This is a genomic window from Spirillospora sp. NPDC052269, assembly GCF_040679435.1.
GTDB lineage: Bacteria > Actinomycetota > Actinomycetes > Streptosporangiales > Streptosporangiaceae > Spirillospora.
In genome coordinates, this window is the sequence record NZ_JBFAUU010000010.1 from 275,398 (window position 1) to 291,556 (window position 16,159).

The window sequence follows — 16,159 nt, forward strand, 5'->3', positions numbered from 1 at the left end:
CTCACCACGTTCGGGACAACCGGTGGGTCAGCTCGGAGAGCGCGTCGTGGACGTCGTCCGCGGTGAGGGTGGTGAGGTCGGCCGGGGTCGCGGAATCGCCGAGCGCGGCGGCGCGCAGGGCGCGGACGGCGCACGCCTTCTCGTAGAGGGTGCGGGCGAAACGCCCGTTGCCGAGTTCGTCGACGCGGCCGAGGCCGACGGCGCGCTGGAAGACGGCGGCCAGGTCGTCCAGGGCGGTCTCGGCCCACGCGTCGCCGCCCTGGCGGGCGATGAGCTGCGCGATCCGGAGCAGCTCGTCCGGGCCGTAGGACGGGAAGTCCACGCGCTCACCGAACCGGGAGGCCAGGCCCGGGTTGGACGACAGGAGGCGGTCCATGTCGGCGGGGTATCCGGCGAGGATGACGACCAGGCGGTCACGGTCGTCCTCGGCCCGTTTGAGGAGGGTCTGGACGGCCTCGTCCCCGAACGCGTCGCCGCCCGAGTAACCGGGGTTGACCAGAGAGTACGCCTCGTCCACGAACAGGACGCCGCCGAGCGCCGAGTCGACCACGCGGTTGGTCTTGAGCGCGGTCGCGCCGAGGTGCTCGCCGACCAGGTCCGCGCGCTGCACCTCCACGACGTCCGGGCGGGTGAGCAGGCCGAGCGCGGCGAAGATCCGGCCGAGCACGCGCGCCACCGTCGTCTTGCCGGTGCCGGGCGGGCCGGTGAACACGAAATGCCTGGTCGGCGGGCGGGTGACCAGGCCCTGCTCCTGCCGCATCCGGGCCACCTTCAGCTGCGCGGCGATCTGGTGGACCTGCCGTTTCACCGGGGCCAGGCCGATCATCGCGTCCAGGTCGCCGAGGGCCTCCTCCAGCGTCGGGGTCTCGGCGTAGCCGCGGTACCGCTCGGTCAGCTCGGTGAACGCGGCGTCCACGTCGCGCGCGGTGAGGGTGACGAGTTCGTCGGCGGTCGGCGCGTGGTCGCGGTCCCGGCCGGTGGCGACGACCCGGACGTCTCGTGCGCGCGCGGCGGCCTCGGTCAGCGACCGGACGAAACGGCCGTTTCCGAGCTCGTCCACGATGCCGCGCCTGTGGACTTCGACGAACCTGTCGTGGAGGCGGGTGCGCGCGGCTTCGTCGAAGCGGTCGTCGCGGCGGCCCGCGTGCAGCTCGGCGATCTGCAGCAGCTCGCCGGGGGCGTAGGACGGGAAGTGGACGCGGGTGCCGAAGCGTGAGGCCAGGCCGGGGTTGGAGTCGAGGAACGCGCCCATGCGGTCCTCGTATCCGGCGAGGATCACGACGAGGTTGTCGCGGTCGTCCTCGGCCCGTTTGAGGAGGGCCTGGACGGCCTCGTCCCCGAACCGGTCCGGCTGCCCCTCGGACGCGTTGGCCAGGGAGTACGCCTCGTCCACGAACAGGACGCCGCCGAGCGCCGAGTCGACCAGCGCGTTCGTCTTGATCGCCGTCGAGCCCAGGTACTCGCCGACCAGGTCCGCGCGGGTCGCCTCCACGACGGTCGCGGACGGCAGCAGCCCGAACGCGTGGAAGATCCGCGCGAGGACGCGGGCGACCGTCGTCTTGCCCGTCCCGGACGGCCCGACGAACACCAGGTGCCGCATCGGCTTCTCGGTCGGCACCCCGGCCGCGGCCCGCAGATGCGCCGCCTCGATGGACGCCGCTATGGACCTGACCTGCCGTTTCACCGGCTCGAGGCCGATCATCGCCTCGAGCTCGGCGAGTGCTTCACCGGCCGTGGGGGCGCCCGGTTCGTCCGATGGGCGCGTCTCCGCCGCCGCCCGTTCGTCGTAGGCCGTCCGTGTCGCCTCCGGGACTCCGGCGTTCTCGGCCTCATCGTCGGTTTCGGGGGGTTTCCTCGGCTCGGCCGGGGGCTTCGCGTCGGACGGTCTGGGCTCCCGCGGCCCCTTGCCGTTTCCGCCCTTGCTGTTTCCGCTCTTGGTGTTCCCGGCCTTCGCGTTCCCGCCCCTGGGGTCCGCACGATCGCCGGACTGCTCCTGTACCCAGCCGGTCTCGTAGGCCTCCGCCGAGGACGTCCGCCGCGCCTGATCCCACCGGTACGCCAGGACGGCCAGCGCCGCCACCCACGCCGGACCCGCGGAAAGGTGAGGAACCGAGAGCGCCGAGCCGACAGCGACGACACCGGCGGGCACGAGCGCCACCAGGGCCGTCCGCCATGGCGCGTATCCGCGCAGCCGCAGCGCCGCGACCGCGACCGGCAGCGCGAGCAGCGCCAGCAGCAGACCCGGGCTCAGGAACGGGTGCGGATGGCCGGAGTACAGGCGTCCGATGCCGACCGAGGACGCCAGCCACGCGGCGACCACCGCGACGACCGCCATCCCCGCCGGGGACCGCAGCGTCAGATGCGCCACCACGAGCAGGATCGCCGTGAACGCCACCGTCGTCGGCACTGGAAGGTCCAGCACGGCCGCGATCGCGGCGGCGCCGGCCAGCAGCACGATGCCGCCCAGGAACCGGAGCCCTGGCAGCACATGGAAGTACCAGCAGCGCAGACGCTCGAAGAGGTCCCGCGCCGCGGTCCCTGCCGCCGGGCGGGAGCCGGAGCCACCGAACAACGTCATCAATCCCGAGTAAAGCGCAGGAGCTGCCCATACGGCACCCCTCCCAAGGGAGCTTCACCCGGTATGGCCGCTTCACTCTGTGTCAACCGGGACATTTGTACTGCTGGATCGCGGATCTCCGGCTCTGCTGCGCGACCCCCGCCGATTTCTAGTGTTCTCCGCATGGATGCGGTGGAAGTACGCGGCGTGAGCAAGAGCTTCGGGGACGTCCGGGCGGTGCGCGACCTGGACCTGCGCCTGGAGCAGGGACGGACGGTCGCGCTGCTCGGCCCCAACGGAGCGGGCAAGTCGACCCTGATCTCGATGATCCTCGGCCTGCGGACCCCGGACGCCGGGACGGTCCGGGTGCTCGGCGAGACCCCGGAGCGGGCCGTCCGGGCCGGGCGGGTCGGCGCGATGCCGCAGACCGGGCGGCTGATCGGCGGGGTGACGGTGCGGGAGCTGGTCGGGTTCGTCCAGCGGGCGCACGCGGCGGTCACGCGCGGGCCGATGCCCTCGCAGGACGAGCTGATGGCCATCGCCCGCATCTCCGACCTGGGCGGACGCCGCGCGGACGCGCTGTCGGGCGGGCAGGCGCAGCGGGTCCGGTTCGCGCTGGCGGTGGCGGGCGCGCCCGACCTGATCGTCCTGGACGAGCCGACCGCGGCGCTGGACATCGAGTCCCGGCGCGAGCTGTGGGCCGCGATCCGGGCGTGCGCCGAGCGCGGCGCGACGGTCCTGTTCTCCACGCACTACCTGGAGGAGGCGGACGCCGAGGCCGACCGGATCGTGGTGGTCGACCGCGGCCGGATCGCCGCGGACGGCACCAGCGACGAGATCAAGCGCCGCGTCCCCGGCCGCACGGTCAGCGTCGACGCGTCCGTCCTGCCGGATCCCTCGGGCCTGCCCGGGGTGGTGAGCAGCGAGGTGGACGGCCGGCGCGTCCGGCTGCACACGACCGACGCGGACGCGACCGTGCTCGCGCTCGCCGCCGCCGGGGCCGTCCGGGACCTGGAGGTCACCGGGGCGAGCCTCGAGCAGGCGTTCCTGACCCTCACCCACGCCGGCGCCGAGACCGCCGCCCCCACCGCCGCTGCCGCTGCCGCTGCCAAGGAGATCGTCCGATGATGCTCGTCCACTACGTCCGGCTGGAACTGCTGCGGCTGCTGCGCGACCCCGGCTACCTGATCATGACCCTGGCGTCGCCGCTGACGATGTACCTGGTCTTCACCAACCTGGACCTCGGCGGCGGGACGAGTGCCGACGGCGCCGTGTACTCGATGGTCGGGATGGCCGGGTTCGGGGCGATCGGCGCGGTGATGACGAGCGGCGTCTCGATCGCCGAGGACAAGCCGCTCGGCTGGATCCGGCAGCTGCGGCTGCTGCCGCTCGCGCCGTCCCAGGTGGTGGTCGGACGGGCCCTGTGCGCGATGGCCGCGGCAGTGCCCCCGATCGCCGCGATCTGCCTGGCGGGCGGCCTGGTGAACGACGTCTCGATGCCCCCGGAACGCTGGATCCTGGTGATCGTGCTGCTCTGGCTGGGGATCGCACCCCTGGCCGTCCTCGGCGTCGGGTTCGGGTACCTGCTGACCGCGCAGAAGGCGCAGATGGCCGGACTCACGGTCTACATGGGCCTGTCGTTGCTGGGCGGGCTGTGGTTCCCGATCAGCAAGATGCCGTCCTGGCTCGCGGACGTCTCGCGCGTCACCCCCGTCAACCGGTACGGCGAGTTGTCGTGGCAGGTGGCGGGCGGGCACGCGCCGACGCTCGTGGGCACGCTCGTGCTGGCCGCCTGGGCGACGGCGTTCACGGTGTTCGCGGTGGTCGGCTACCGCCGCTCGGCGCAGACGGTGTGATCGGCCCGCGCAGGCAGGCCCTACGGTGTCGACGTGCGAAGAGTGATGTGCTGATGCGGCGTTTCGTCAGGGTCCGGCCCCCTCGGATCGTCCAGGACCATGTTCCGCGGCGTCCCGCCATGAACCTGAACCGGATGGACGAGAAGGGCCCGACGCCGTGGGGCTTCGTGTTCTGGATCGTCATCGCCTGGTGGCCGATCCAGGACCTCCTCCAAGGAACGGCTCACCCGTTGTGGCTGGCAGTGCCCCTGCTGGCGGGGTTCCTCGCCGTATACGTCGGGACGGTCGTGGCGGCGTTCGACGCCCGCGTCCCGCTGTGGCTCCCGATCGCCGGCGTGGTCGCGCTGACCGGCACCGCTGCCCTCGCGTCCAGCGAACTCGGCCCCCGCTGGTATGTGTGCTTCCCGCTCGCCGGACTCGCAGCCGGAACGGTCGCGGGACACCTGCCGAACCAGTCGCCGCGTCCCGAATGGGGCCTGCTGGCGCTGGTCGGCGGGGTCTCAACGGCCGCCGGGTTGACGACCTGGCTCGGCGGTATGAAGGGCGGCGGCGCTGACAGCATCTGGTGGGGGACGGTCTCGGCGGGCACCGTGACCGCCATCGTCATCCGGCTGTTCTCGGTGATCGCCCTGCTGCGTGAGGCGCGCGAGGAACTCGCGCACGCCGCCGTCGCCGAGGAGCGGCTGCGGTTCTCCCGCGACCTGCACGACCTGCTCGGGCACACGATGTCGCTGATGGTGGTGAAGGCGCAGGCCGTCCGGCGGCTCGCCGAACGCGACCCGGCCCGCGCCGCCGAGCAGGCCGCCGACATCGAGCAGGTCGGACGGCAGGCGCTCACCGAGATCCGGCAGGCCGTCAGCGGATACCGGGGCCGGGGCCTCACCGCCGAACTCGACCACGCCCGCACCGCGCTCGGCGACGCGGGCGTCCAGGCCGTCGTGCGGCGCTCCGGCGGGCCGCTGCCGCCCGACCCGGACGCGCTGCTCGGCTGGGTCGTCCGGGAGGGCGTCACGAACGTCATCCGGCACAGCGGCGCCGGACGGTGCGTGATCACCGTCCGGAACGACGGGTCCGAGGCGTCCGTGGAGATCGCCGACGACGGCCGTGCGGCCGGCGACGCGGCGAACCCGGGGAACGGGCTGTCCGGACTCGGGGAGCGGGTCGGATCGGCGGGCGGGACACTCCGGACGGCGCCGTCCTCGTCCGGGTTCGTCCTGGCAGCGACGGTGCCGGTCCCGGCGGGTGGAGAATGATCCGGTGATCCGAGTGCTGCTCGCCGAAGACCAGGGCATGATGCGGGGCGCGCTCGCGCTGCTGCTCGACCTCGAGGACGACATCGAGGTCGTCGCGCAGGTCGCGGACGGCGCCGAGGCGCTGCCCGCGGCCCTGGCGGCCCGGCCGGACGTCGCCGTCCTCGACATCGAGATGCCGAACCGCACCGGCCTGGACGTCGCCGCCGACCTGCGCCGCGACCTGCCGTCCTGCCGCGTCCTGATCGTCACGACGTTCGGGCGGCCCGGTTACCTGCGCCGGGCCGTGGAGGCGGGCGCGCGCGGCTTCCTGGTCAAGGACGGCCCCATCGAGGACCTCGTCTCCGCGATCCGCCGCGTCCTGGCCGGTGAGCAGGTCGTGGACCCGGCGCTCGCCACCGCCGCCCTCTCCGTCGGCCCGAACCCGCTCACCGACCGGGAGCGGGACGTCCTGGCCGCCGCGGCCGACGGCGCGACCGTGGCCGACATCGCCGGACGGCTGCACCTGTCGGAGAGCACCGTCCGCAACTACCTGTCGTCCGCGATCGGCAAGACCGGCTCGCGCAACCGCATCGAGGCCGTGGGCGCGGCCCGCCAGAACGGCTGGCTCTGACCCGGCACCCCTGACCGGGGCGGATACCTGCGCCAGCTCTGACCAGGCGCCCCTGACTGGGGCGGATACCTGCCCGGCTCCGACCAGGCGCTCCTGACCAGGGCAGGTGCCCCGACCCGCGTGTGTGGGCGGTGCCACGGAGAGCGCGCCGCGCGTCCGCGCGATCGGGGCTCGGCGGGGTCGTACGATCGGGAGCGCCGCCACGCCTCCTACGTCCGGGAGAACCCTTGTCCGCTGTCGAGTCCACCTCCGCCGATGTCGCCTTGCCCGGGTTCGAGACCGACGGGTCCGGGGCGTCCGGGACGCGCCTGTCCCGGGTCGCCGGATACGAGATCGAGGACGAACTGCGCACGCTGACCGGACGTCCGGTGCGCATCGCCGGGGTGGACGAGGTCGGACGCGGCGCCTGGGCGGGACCGGTCGTCGTGTGCGCGGCCGTCACCGACCTTTCGGCCCCGCCGGAACTCCCCGGACGCGGCAGGAAGACCGTGAAGCTCACCGACTCGAAGCTGCTGACGAAGGCGCACCGCGAGGCGTTCGCCGAGATCCTTCCGGACTGGCTGGAGGGGCACGCGATCGGCGCCGCGTCCCCCGAGGAGATCGACGAGCTCGGCATGACGGCGGCGCTGCGGTGCGCGGCCGTCCGCGCCCTGGCGGCGCTGCCCGAACCGCCCGACCTGGTCCTGCTGGACGGCGACAACGACTACGTCCGGGACCCGCGCTGGCGCGTCCGCTCCGAGGTCAAGGCCGACCAGCGCTCGATCACGGTCGCCGCCGCGTCCGTGCTGGCCAAGGTCCACCGGGACGGCCTGATGGCCGCGCTTGACGCCGGGTTTCCCGGGTACGGGTTCGCCGACGCCGCCGGTTACCCGTCGCCGGTCCACCAGAAGGCGTTGGAGGAACACGGCCCGACCCCTCACCACCGGATGTCCTGGGCGTACCTGGACGACCTGCCCCGCTGGCGGCACATGAAGCGCCACCGCGACCCGCTGGCCGGCGAGGGCCAGCTCAGCCTGCTCTGATTCGCGCCCGGCAGGCGTCAATCGCGCGCGCGTGGGTAAAGCGCGATTGACGGGAGGTGCGTTGATGGACGCTGTCGTGAAGAGGTTGTTGCGTGAGGCGGGCCAGACCTATGCCGAGGAGGTGGGCATCCCGCTCAAGGACCAGCCGGGTCCGCTGTTCCGGCTTCTGGTCCTGGCCAACCTGCTCAGCGCCCGGATCGGTTCGGACATCGCGATGGCGGCGGCGCGCGAGGTGTTCGAGGCGAGCGGCGGCACCGCGCGGGGACTCGCGCGGATGACCTGGCAGCAACGGGTGGACGCGCTCGGGCGCGGCCACTACGTCCGCTACGACGAGAGCACGGCGACGCGGCTCGGCGACATGGCCGACATCGTCCAGGAGAAGTACGGCGGCGACCTGCGGCGGCTGCCCATCGAGGCGGAGCGCGACACCGTCCGCGCCGGTGAGCTGCTGCGCGAATTCCCCGGCATCGGGCCGGTGGGCGTCGACATCTTCTGCCGCGAGGCGCAGCACATGTGGCCGTGGCTGCGTCCGTATATGGACGCGCAGGCGCTCAAGGGCGCCGAACGCCTCGGCCTCCCCGCCGACGCGAAGCGCCTCGCGGACGAGGTGCCCGACAAGGACCTGGCTCGCTTCGCGTCCGCGCTCGTGCGCGTCGCCCGTGACAAGAAGCTGGCCGAATCCGTCCTGAAGGGCTGACCGTTTTCGGGATGCGGCCGGGGGCGAACTCGCGTTTCCCGGCCGCATTCAGCCATACCGAAGTCGCGTTTTCCAGCACTTCGGCCCGGTTCTCCGCGTAACGTCAGAGGTGGATGACGGTCTCGTCCAGGGGCTTTTTGGTGATGTCCGGAACCATCGCGTCGTCCGCCGGGTAGCCGACCGGAATGACCACGTACGCCCGTTCCTCCTTGGGACGTTCGCAGACCTCGTTGAGGAACCTCATCGGGCTCGGCGTGTGCGTGAGCGTGGCGAGACCGGCCTGGTGGAGCCCCGCGAGCAGGAAGCCCACGGCGATCCCGACGGACTCCTTCACGTAGTACGGTCGCGGCGAGTGCGGGCCCTTGTGCACCTCGAACACGACGATGACGGCCGGGGCCTCCTCGAGGAACGGCTTGCGCCAGTCGGTGCCGAGCGGAGCCAGCGCCTCCAGCCACTCCGGGGACGCGCGGCGCTCGTAGAACTCGCGCTCCTCCTCCTCGGCCGCCTCGCGCAGCCTGCGCTTGCGCTCCGGATCGGTGATGACGACGAACCGCCACGGCTGCACGTTCGCGCCGCTCGGCGCGGTCGCCGCGGCGCGCAGGGCGTGCTCGACCACCTCGGGCGGCACCGGCCGGGACGCGAAGTCCCGGACCGTCCGGCGCAACGTCATGGTGTCGGCGAACGCCCGCGCGCGCTCGACGGCGTCCCCGGCGGGCACGTCGAACCTGGGCGCGGGCACGACCGGATAGGTGTACTGGCTCATGCCCTCGTTCTAACCGGCGCCACGGCCCGCCCACAACGGCAACATCTGCCACCCGGAACGATCAAGAACCACGCGCCGAATCGGTCAGGGAACGCGGGCGGTCCACTCCGGGGTGGTGAACTTCTCGGCGACGTACTTGTCGGCGAGGGCGCGCTCCTCGTCGGTGAGGGTGTCCGCGGTGAGGCCGTAGCGGGTGCGGAAGTGCCCGACCATGCGGCCGATGATCTCGTCGCGGGCCAGGCCGGTCTGCCGGCGCAGGGGGTCGACGCGCTTCTTCGCGCTGGTGGTGCCCTTGTCGGACAGCTTCTCCCGGCCGATCCGCAGCACCTGCAGCATCTTGTCCACGTCGATGTCGTACGACATGGTCACGTGGTGCAGGACGGCTCCGTTCGCCAGGCGCTTCTGCGCGGCGCCCGCGATCTTGCCGTGGTCGGAGGTGATGTCGTTCAGCGGCTGGTACCAGGCGCGGATGCCCAGTTCGCCGAGGGCGCCGAGCACCCAGTCGTCCAGGAAGGCGTAGCTCTCGGCGAACGACATGCCCGCGACCAGCGACTCCGGCGCGTAGAGCGAGTAGGTGATGGTGTTGCCAGGCTCGACGAACATCGCGCCGCCACCGCTGATCCGGCGGACGACCTCGACGTCGAGGCCGGACGCGGCGTCCCCGTCCACCTCGTTGCGCAGCGACTGGAAACTGCCGATGACCACGGCGGACGCGCCCCACTCCCAGATCCGCAGCGTCGGCGGACGGCGGCCCGCGCCGACCTCCTCGGCGAGCACCTGGTCGATCGCCATGTGCAGCGCGGGCGGCTGCGGCCCCTCGTGGACGAGCCGCCAGTCGTGGTCGCGCCATTCGGACGCGCGCGCGACGGCCCGCCGCACGGCGATCCCGACCGCCTCCGCGGTCAGCCCGAGCATCACCGTGCCCTTCGGCAGCTCCGCCTGCACGCGCGCGGCGAGGTCGCGCGCCTCCAGACCGGCGGACAGCCCGTCGAGCGCGCGGTTCATCGCGTCGAGCGCCTCGTCCGGCTCGAGGAAGAAGTCACCGCTGATCCGGGGGTTACGCAGCAGCCCGTCGACCACGTCCACGTCGGCCACGACGAGCTTTCCACCGGGCACCTTGTATTCGCCATGCATCACACAGCAGTCAACGACGCACGCCCGCCGAGGATTCCGCCGCACGCGCCCTAGGCGGTGACCGAGGTCTCAGGGGCCTCGGGGGCGTCGCCCGGTGGCTGGGTGGGGACGGGCGTGCGCAGGCCGTCCAGGACGATCGAGAGGTTGCGCTCCCACTGGGCCGGCCCGGCGTGGATGCCCATGGTGTGGGCGCCCGTGGACACTCCGACCAGCAGGAACGACACGTCCGTCCAGGACACGTCGGCGCGCATCGCCCCGGCGTCCTGTGCGCGCTCGACCAGCCGCCGGACGCGGTCGCGCAGCTCGGCGCGCTCATGATCGAGGACACCGCCGATCGCCTGGTTCACGTCGCACAGCTCGTTGCGAAGCCGCAGGTAGGAGGACGCGAAATCGCGGAAGCCCGTCCACGGGTCGGGGTCGGCGAGGCCCTTGTCACCGCGCTCCAGGATCTCGCCGATGATCTCCTCCAGGACGGCCTGGAGCAGCCGGTCGAGCGTGCCGACACGCCGGTAGAACGTGCCCACGCCCACGCCCGCGCGCCGCGCGATGTCGTGCGCGGCGATCTCGCCGCCCTGGGCGGCGGCCTCCCGCGTGGCCTCCACCAGCCGCTCGACGTTGCGGCGGGCGTCGGCGCGCGGGACGCGTCCGGAGCCGTCGTCCAGCAGGCGGTCCACGGCGCTCACGGTCTTCATGGCACCGATCGTACCAAACGGACGACACGCGTCCGGATTAAGTGGACAGCTCGCGTCCGCTTGGTCTAGAGTCCTCGATATCCGGACGGCGTGCGTCCGCTTCCCGATCGGAGATCATCATGTCCGCGATCCGCGTCGGCGTCATCGGGGCCAACCCCGACCAGGGGTGGGCGTCCCGCGCCCACATCCCCGCGCTTCGCGCGCTGCCCGGCTTCGAGCTCACCGCCGTCGGCACCCGGCGCGAGGAGAGCGCCCGGGAGGCCGCCCGCCGGTTCGGCGTCCCCCACCACTTCACCGATCCGCACGCGCTCGCCGCCCACCCGGACGTCGACCTGGTCGCGATCACGGTGAAGGTCCCCGCGCACGACGCGCTGATCCGCGCCGCACTGGACGCGGGCAAGCACGTCTTCTCCGAGTGGCCGCTCACCCGCACCACCGAGGAGGCCGAGGCCGTGGTGAAGCTGGCGGCGGGCGCCGGGGTACGCACGGTGGCCGGCCTCCAGGCGCGCTTCGCCCCCGCCGTCCTGCACGCCCGCCGGTTGCTCGCGGACGGCTACGTCGGGCGCGTGACCTCGGTGAACGTCCATGGCGCGCTGGCCAAGGGCGCGGACGGCACGATGCCGAGCTGGTCGTCCTACACCGCCGACGTGCACAACGCCGCGGGCACCCTGGAGGTCGCCGGCGGCCACCACCTCGACCTCGTCCAGCACCTCTTCGGCCCGATCGCCGAGCTGTCGGCGACCACGGCCGTCCAGCGCGTCCACTACACGGTCGCCGAGACGGGCGAGCCCGTGACGGCCGACAGCCCGGACCAGGTCGCGCTGAACGGCGCCTTCGCGTCCGGGGCGACCCTTGCCGCGCACATCCACTACGCCAAGCTCACCTCGCCCCACACGCGCATCGAGATCGCCGGCACCGAGGGCGACCTCACCCTGCTCACCGATGGCGGCTGGGGCGTCCAGATCAACGAGCTCACCCTCCTCGGCAACCGCGAGCCCGGCGCGGCTCCCCAGCGCATCGACATCCCGGACGCCCTGAACACTCTTCCCGCGTCCCTGAAGGGCACCGAGGCCGCCAACGTGGCCGGCGTCTACCAGGCGTTCGCCGACTCCCCCGCAAGCGTCCCGACCTTCGAGGACGCCCTGGAGCTGCACAAACTCCTCGACGCCATCCGCCGCTCCGCCGAAACCGGCGCCCGCCAGTCCCTCGCCTGACCCCGGCGGGCGGGGACGAGGGACCGCGATGCGGGCGACGGGGTCAGCGGCTCCGGCCGCGGGGCTTGAGCGTCAGCGGGTGCGGCCGCGGGGCTTGAGCGGGAGGTCGGGCAGCGCCGGTGCGGGGGTGCGGTCGCCGTCGTATCCGTGGACGACGCCGAAGCGGTCGCCGTTCGCCCAGTCGGCGCGCGCCTGGCGGATCTCCTCGTTGGTCCGCCCGACGAAGTTCCACCACATGACCAGGCGCTCCTCGAAGGGTTCGCCGCCGAGCAGCATCAGGGAGCCGCCGCCGTCCGAGCGGATGGGCAGCTCGCGGCGGCCGCAGCCGAGGTAGAGCATCGACCCGGGGTCGAGGGGCACGCCGTCCACGACGGTGCGTCCCGCCATGGTGAGGACGGCGTACTCGAAGTCGGGCTCCAGCGGGAGGCGCACGTCCGCGCCGTCCGCGACCTCGACGTCCGCGCCGACGATGGGGGTGAACGCGCGGCCCGGCGACGCGGCGCCGTCCACGTCGCCCATCAGCACGGTCGCCTTGAACCCGGGGCCGGTCGCCACGGGCAGGTCGGCGTGGAACTCCCAGCTCGGGTCGGTGTGGCGCGCGGCGTCCGGCAGCGCCACCCACAACTGGGCTCCGTGCAGCATCCGGCCGTGCTCGTGCGGCGACTCCTCCGAGTGGGAGATGGCCCGTCCGGAGGTCATCAGGCCGAGTTGGCGCGGCCTGATGGTCTGGAGGCTGCCCAGGCTGTCGCGGTGCAGCACCTCCCCGGCATGCAGCCAGCTCACGGTCTGCAGCCCCAGGTGCGGATGCGGCGGCACCTGCATGCCCGGCGCCTTCGCGATGTCGTCCGGCCCGTAGTTGTCCACGAAGCACCACGCGCCGACCATCCGCCGCCCGAGCGTGGGCAGCAGCCGCCGCACCTCGGTCCCCTCGCCGAGCGACACGATCCGGGGCTTCAACAGCTCCCGCACCGGCCCGGCGGCCACATCGTCCCGTCCCCCGCACGCCACGGCCTGCGGCCGCGTCTGAAGATCACTCACCTGTACCCCTTTCCCTACCGACAACCTTGTCATCCACCTGGCCGAACACGTTCACAAGCACCCCTAATCCCCACCCCCGCCGGCACGCCACACGCTCGTCCGCCGCCCAATCCTCAGCACGCTCCGACCAGCGCTCCCGGGCGGTACGTCCCAGGCAGCGCGTCCCAGGCAGCGCGTCCCAGGTCGCGAGGTCTGGGGATGCGCCTGCGCCCCGCAACTTGCACGTGGGGGCGTGCGGATTGCGAGGCGCGGGCGAAGGGGGCGGGAGTGTCAGGCGGTGTGGGCGGCGGCTCGGGTGTCGCGGGAGACGCGGATGAACTGGAGGACGACGCCGAGGGCGAGGAGGGCGGCGGCGGAGCCGTGGACGGCGAGGGCGTAGGCGACGGTGCCGCCGTGGGTCATGACGGTGAGCATGTCGCCGACAGGGAGGAGCAGGTCGAACAGCATGATCCAGGCCAGGGCGCGGTGCTGGCGGAGGGCGAGGAGGGCGAAGACGGCACCGCCGGTGGCCAGGTCCCGGACGCCCTTCACGTCGAAGTAGCCGGTGGCGTGGCCCGTCGGCCAGGGCTTGATGCCGAAGCCGTCCGCGGCGTGCGGGTCGAACAGGAAGTTGAGCCCGAAGTAGGTGACCAGCAAGCCGGTCACGATGGCGATGCCGGTGGCGGTGCGGGCCAGCAGGCGTCCGGCGGGGACAGGGGCCTGGGCCTGGGCCTGGGCCTGGGCCTGGGCCTGGGCCTGGGCCTGGGCCTGGGCAACGGTCGCGGCAGTGGCGGAGGCGGAGGCGGACGGAGCGGTCTTGGTGGCGTTCACGGGGGGCTCCTTCGGAAGGGGATCTAGCGTTGCTAGGAACGAGAGCGACGCTAACACTAGCCATGCTCGAATGTCTAGCAGTGCTAGGATTCGCCCATGTCCGTACAGCAGCGTCGTGAACGCGAACGAGCCGACCGCCGCCGACTGATCGTCCAGACGGCGCGGGATCTCGCCGAGGCCGAGGGGTGGGACGCCGTCACCACCCGCCGACTGTCGGAGCTGGTCCAGTACAGCCAGCCCGTCCTGTACAGCCACTTCAAGGGGAAGGCCGCGATCGTGGCGGCGGTGGCCGTCGAGGGGATCGCCGACCTCGCCGCCGCCATGCGCGCCGCGCGCGAGGAGGCGACCGACGACGTCGGCGCGCTGCGCAACCTCGCCCGCGCGTACATGGAGTTCGCGGCGCGGCATCCAGCCGCCTATGACGCGATGTTCGTCCTGCCGACCGACGTCACGTTCGGAACGGGCGAGTCACCGCAGGCACTGCGGGACGCCTTCCAGGAGCTCGCGTCCGTGTTCAAGCCGTTCGCCGGAGAACACGACCTGGAGACGTTCACCGAGCTCGGCTGGAGCTGGATGCACGGCCTCGCGACGCTGACCAAAGGAGAACGACTGCGTCCGGAACACGCGGAATCGCGGGTCGAGCTCATGGTCGGCATGCTCAGCCGCGATTGAGTCCACCCGCCTCCACCAAGCGAAATGGGGTTGATCATGAAGGGCGGGCGCGGCCAGGCTACGGCGAATGGCGAATGCCCCCGGACGGGTCGCACACGACGCGTCCGGGGGCGTTCTGGGTTTCAATGGAGGCGGAGGGCCGATGAGCGGTACGGGATCGAAGCAGCAGACCGGCGGCGTGGACAGCAGGGACGGCCTGGTCGCGCTTCGGATGGTGCTGGAGACCGGCATCGTGGAGTACACGGACGCGGACGAACTCGACGACGCCGCGCTCGCCGCGCACCTCCGGTCCCATCTGGACGACGCGGACGTCCTCCCCCGGCTGCGCGGCGAACCCGGCCAGACGCCCTGCCCGGACGTCCTGGACGAGATCCCCGCGCTCTCCGCCGGGTTCGCGCTCGACCTGGACGGCCGGCGCCTCGTCCCGCCCGGGTGCTGCTCCGACCTGGACGTCCTGTCGAACTGGCGGGAGGCGGCCGGGCACCGCTCGACCACCCCGTCCATGCTCTGGATCGGGCACCCCTGGCTGCTGGTCGCCGCGGAACCGGACGACCGGCTGTCACTTTCGGGACCGACCGAAAGCAGCCGAGGCCCGGCAGAACCTCTCCTGACCGTCCACCGGACGACGCTTCGCCGAGCGGTCGAGGCGGCGACGGCCGACCATGTCCGATTCGTCGAGAAGGTCACCGCCTTCTGCGCCGGCCTCGCGGGAGAGGCCCTGGCCGTCCCGCTGACCCAAGTTCTCATCGCGGACCCAGGCCCCGCGTAGCCCGATACGGCCTGCGCAGGCACGGCCTCGGTCCTCCTCGCAGGCCGACGCCTCGCTACGGCCCCTCCGGCCCCACGGCCGCTACGGCTCCAGGACCAGGCGTCCCAGGACGGCGCGGTCCTCCAGCAGCTGGTGTGCGCGCACGGGTTCGTCCAAGGGAAGCCGCTCACCGATCACGCCGCGCAGCTTCCCGGAACGCATCAGCTCGGCGAGTTCGTCCAGGTCGGCGCGCGCCTGTTCGGGGGCGGTGAAACGGTACGCCATGATCGCGAAGCCGATGAGGCTGGTCAGCCCGAAGACGCTGGTCACGGGCACACTCGTGAGGTCACCGGCGGACGCGCCGTAGACGACGGCCCGTCCGAACGGCGCGAGAAGCCCGAGCGAGCGGAGCAACGTGTCCCCGCCGATCGCGTCCAGGACCAGGTTGACGCCCCCGGGCACGGCGGCCCTGACCTGCTCGTCCCAGTCCGGCGCGGTGTGGTCGATCACGACGTCCGCGCCCAGCTCGGACAGCAGTTTCCGCTTCGCGTCCGATCCGGCCGTCGCGATGACCGTCCCCGCCCCGCGCAGCCGCGCGAGCTGGACGGCGAGGTGCCCGATGGTTCCCGCACCGGCCGTGACCAGCACGGTCTCCCCCGCCGCGATCCGCCCGATGTTGAGACAGCCGAGCGCGACCGCGCCGGTCATGGGCAGCAGGCTGGCGGACGCGGCATCCAGATCGTCCGGAATCGGGACGAGCCATTCGGCGTCCGCGAGCACGCGGTCGGCCCAGGCGTCCACCGACAGGGCGGCGACGCGGGTTCCGGTCAGGGCGGGATCGACGTCCGGGCCCGTCCGCTCGATCGTCCCGACGACGTCGCCGGTCAGCGTGCCCGGCAGGTCCCGGTACCAGATCGACGCGCGGTCGGTCTCCCGCCTGAGCTGGACGTCCACGTAGTTCGTGCCGATCACCTCGGGGCGGACGAGCACCTGGCCGGGGCCGGGCTCGGGGACCTCGGCCTCCTCCACCGCCAGCACCTCGGGGCCGCCGTGGGCGTGGTAACGCACGTGTCGCATGATGTCTCCTCCGGAC

16 protein-coding genes are annotated in these 16,159 nt (G+C 72.7%); 9 read left to right on the top strand and 7 right to left on the bottom strand.

Annotation, left to right across the window (positions count from 1 at the left end; genetic code table 11):
• Position 1: 1 nt before the first annotated feature.
• Positions 2–2,578: an AAA family ATPase gene (locus AB0L06_RS23135; protein ID WP_500233139.1), complete on the bottom strand. Its 2,577-nt coding sequence runs from the start codon at positions 2,576–2,578 to the stop codon at positions 2–4.
• 162 nt (positions 2,579–2,740) lie between these two features.
• Between AB0L06_RS23135 and AB0L06_RS23140 the strand changes: the two genes are divergently transcribed.
• The 6 genes from AB0L06_RS23140 to AB0L06_RS23165 all read left to right on the top strand — a co-directional run bounded on the left by AB0L06_RS23140 (position 2,741) and on the right by AB0L06_RS23165 (position 7,995).
• Positions 2,741–3,685 carry an ABC transporter ATP-binding protein gene (locus tag AB0L06_RS23140; protein ID WP_500233140.1) on the top strand — a complete coding sequence of 315 codons (945 nt, stop codon included), beginning with the start codon at positions 2,741–2,743 and terminating at the stop codon, positions 3,683–3,685.
• The gene (locus tag AB0L06_RS23145; protein WP_500233141.1) at positions 3,682–4,413 is read left to right on the top strand and encodes an ABC transporter permease; all 732 of its coding nucleotides are present in this window, start codon (positions 3,682–3,684) and stop codon (positions 4,411–4,413) included. The genes AB0L06_RS23140 and AB0L06_RS23145 overlap by 4 nt, the downstream gene beginning before the upstream one ends.
• A gap of 53 nt (positions 4,414–4,466) precedes the next feature.
• On the top strand, positions 4,467–5,666 hold the full coding sequence (locus AB0L06_RS23150) for a sensor histidine kinase (protein WP_500233142.1): 1,200 nt from the start codon (positions 4,467–4,469) through the stop codon (positions 5,664–5,666).
• Positions 5,667–5,670: 4 nt separating this feature from the next.
• Positions 5,671–6,276: a response regulator gene (locus AB0L06_RS23155; RefSeq protein ID WP_500233143.1), complete on the top strand. Its 606-nt coding sequence runs from the start codon at positions 5,671–5,673 to the stop codon at positions 6,274–6,276.
• Between the two features lie 308 nt (positions 6,277–6,584).
• Positions 6,585–7,298: a ribonuclease HII gene (gene rnhB / locus AB0L06_RS23160; protein WP_500233219.1), complete on the top strand. Its 714-nt coding sequence runs from the start codon at positions 6,585–6,587 to the stop codon at positions 7,296–7,298.
• A gap of 64 nt (positions 7,299–7,362) precedes the next feature.
• Complete coding sequence (locus AB0L06_RS23165; RefSeq protein WP_500233144.1) at positions 7,363–7,995, top strand: HhH-GDP family DNA glycosylase; 633 nt, start codon at positions 7,363–7,365, stop codon at positions 7,993–7,995.
• Between the two features lie 103 nt (positions 7,996–8,098).
• Here AB0L06_RS23165 and AB0L06_RS23170 read toward each other — a convergent pair whose 3' ends face one another.
• The 3 genes from AB0L06_RS23170 to AB0L06_RS23180 all read right to left on the bottom strand — a co-directional run bounded on the left by AB0L06_RS23170 (position 8,099) and on the right by AB0L06_RS23180 (position 10,584).
• Positions 8,099–8,758, bottom strand: coding sequence for a nitroreductase family protein (locus AB0L06_RS23170; protein ID WP_500233145.1), 660 nt, complete (start codon positions 8,756–8,758; stop codon positions 8,099–8,101).
• 84 nt (positions 8,759–8,842) lie between these two features.
• Positions 8,843–9,892 (bottom strand): lipoate-protein ligase LplAB, encoded by a 1,050-nt coding sequence (lplAB, locus tag AB0L06_RS23175; RefSeq protein ID WP_500233146.1) that lies wholly within the window; start codon positions 9,890–9,892, stop codon positions 8,843–8,845.
• Between the two features lie 50 nt (positions 9,893–9,942).
• A complete protein-coding gene (locus tag AB0L06_RS23180; RefSeq protein ID WP_500233147.1) occupies positions 9,943–10,584 on the bottom strand; it encodes a TetR/AcrR family transcriptional regulator in 642 nt (213 codons plus the stop codon).
• A gap of 119 nt (positions 10,585–10,703) precedes the next feature.
• Here AB0L06_RS23180 and AB0L06_RS23185 point away from each other — a divergent pair, with 119 nt between their 5' ends.
• Entirely contained in the window at positions 10,704–11,798 is a 1,095-nt protein-coding gene (locus tag AB0L06_RS23185) for a Gfo/Idh/MocA family protein (RefSeq protein ID WP_500233148.1), read from the top strand.
• A 72-nt stretch (positions 11,799–11,870) separates the two neighbouring features.
• Here AB0L06_RS23185 and AB0L06_RS23190 read toward each other — a convergent pair whose 3' ends face one another.
• The gene (locus tag AB0L06_RS23190) at positions 11,871–12,836 is read right to left on the bottom strand and encodes a pirin family protein (protein ID WP_500233149.1); all 966 of its coding nucleotides are present in this window, start codon (positions 12,834–12,836) and stop codon (positions 11,871–11,873) included.
• Between the two features lie 270 nt (positions 12,837–13,106).
• Positions 13,107–13,646, bottom strand: a complete 540-nt coding sequence (locus tag AB0L06_RS23195) for a DUF4267 domain-containing protein (protein ID WP_500233150.1) — start codon at positions 13,644–13,646, stop codon at positions 13,107–13,109.
• Between the two features lie 96 nt (positions 13,647–13,742).
• Here AB0L06_RS23195 and AB0L06_RS23200 point away from each other — a divergent pair, with 96 nt between their 5' ends.
• Positions 13,743–14,318 carry a TetR-like C-terminal domain-containing protein gene (locus tag AB0L06_RS23200; RefSeq protein ID WP_500233151.1) on the top strand — a complete coding sequence of 192 codons (576 nt, stop codon included), beginning with the start codon at positions 13,743–13,745 and terminating at the stop codon, positions 14,316–14,318.
• Positions 14,319–14,460: 142 nt separating this feature from the next.
• A complete protein-coding gene (locus AB0L06_RS23205; RefSeq protein WP_500233152.1) occupies positions 14,461–15,087 on the top strand; it encodes a hypothetical protein in 627 nt (208 codons plus the stop codon).
• Positions 15,088–15,168: 81 nt separating this feature from the next.
• Here AB0L06_RS23205 and AB0L06_RS23210 read toward each other — a convergent pair whose 3' ends face one another.
• Positions 15,169–16,143, bottom strand: coding sequence for a quinone oxidoreductase family protein (locus AB0L06_RS23210; RefSeq protein ID WP_500233153.1), 975 nt, complete (start codon positions 16,141–16,143; stop codon positions 15,169–15,171).
• Positions 16,144–16,159 lie beyond the last annotated feature (16 nt).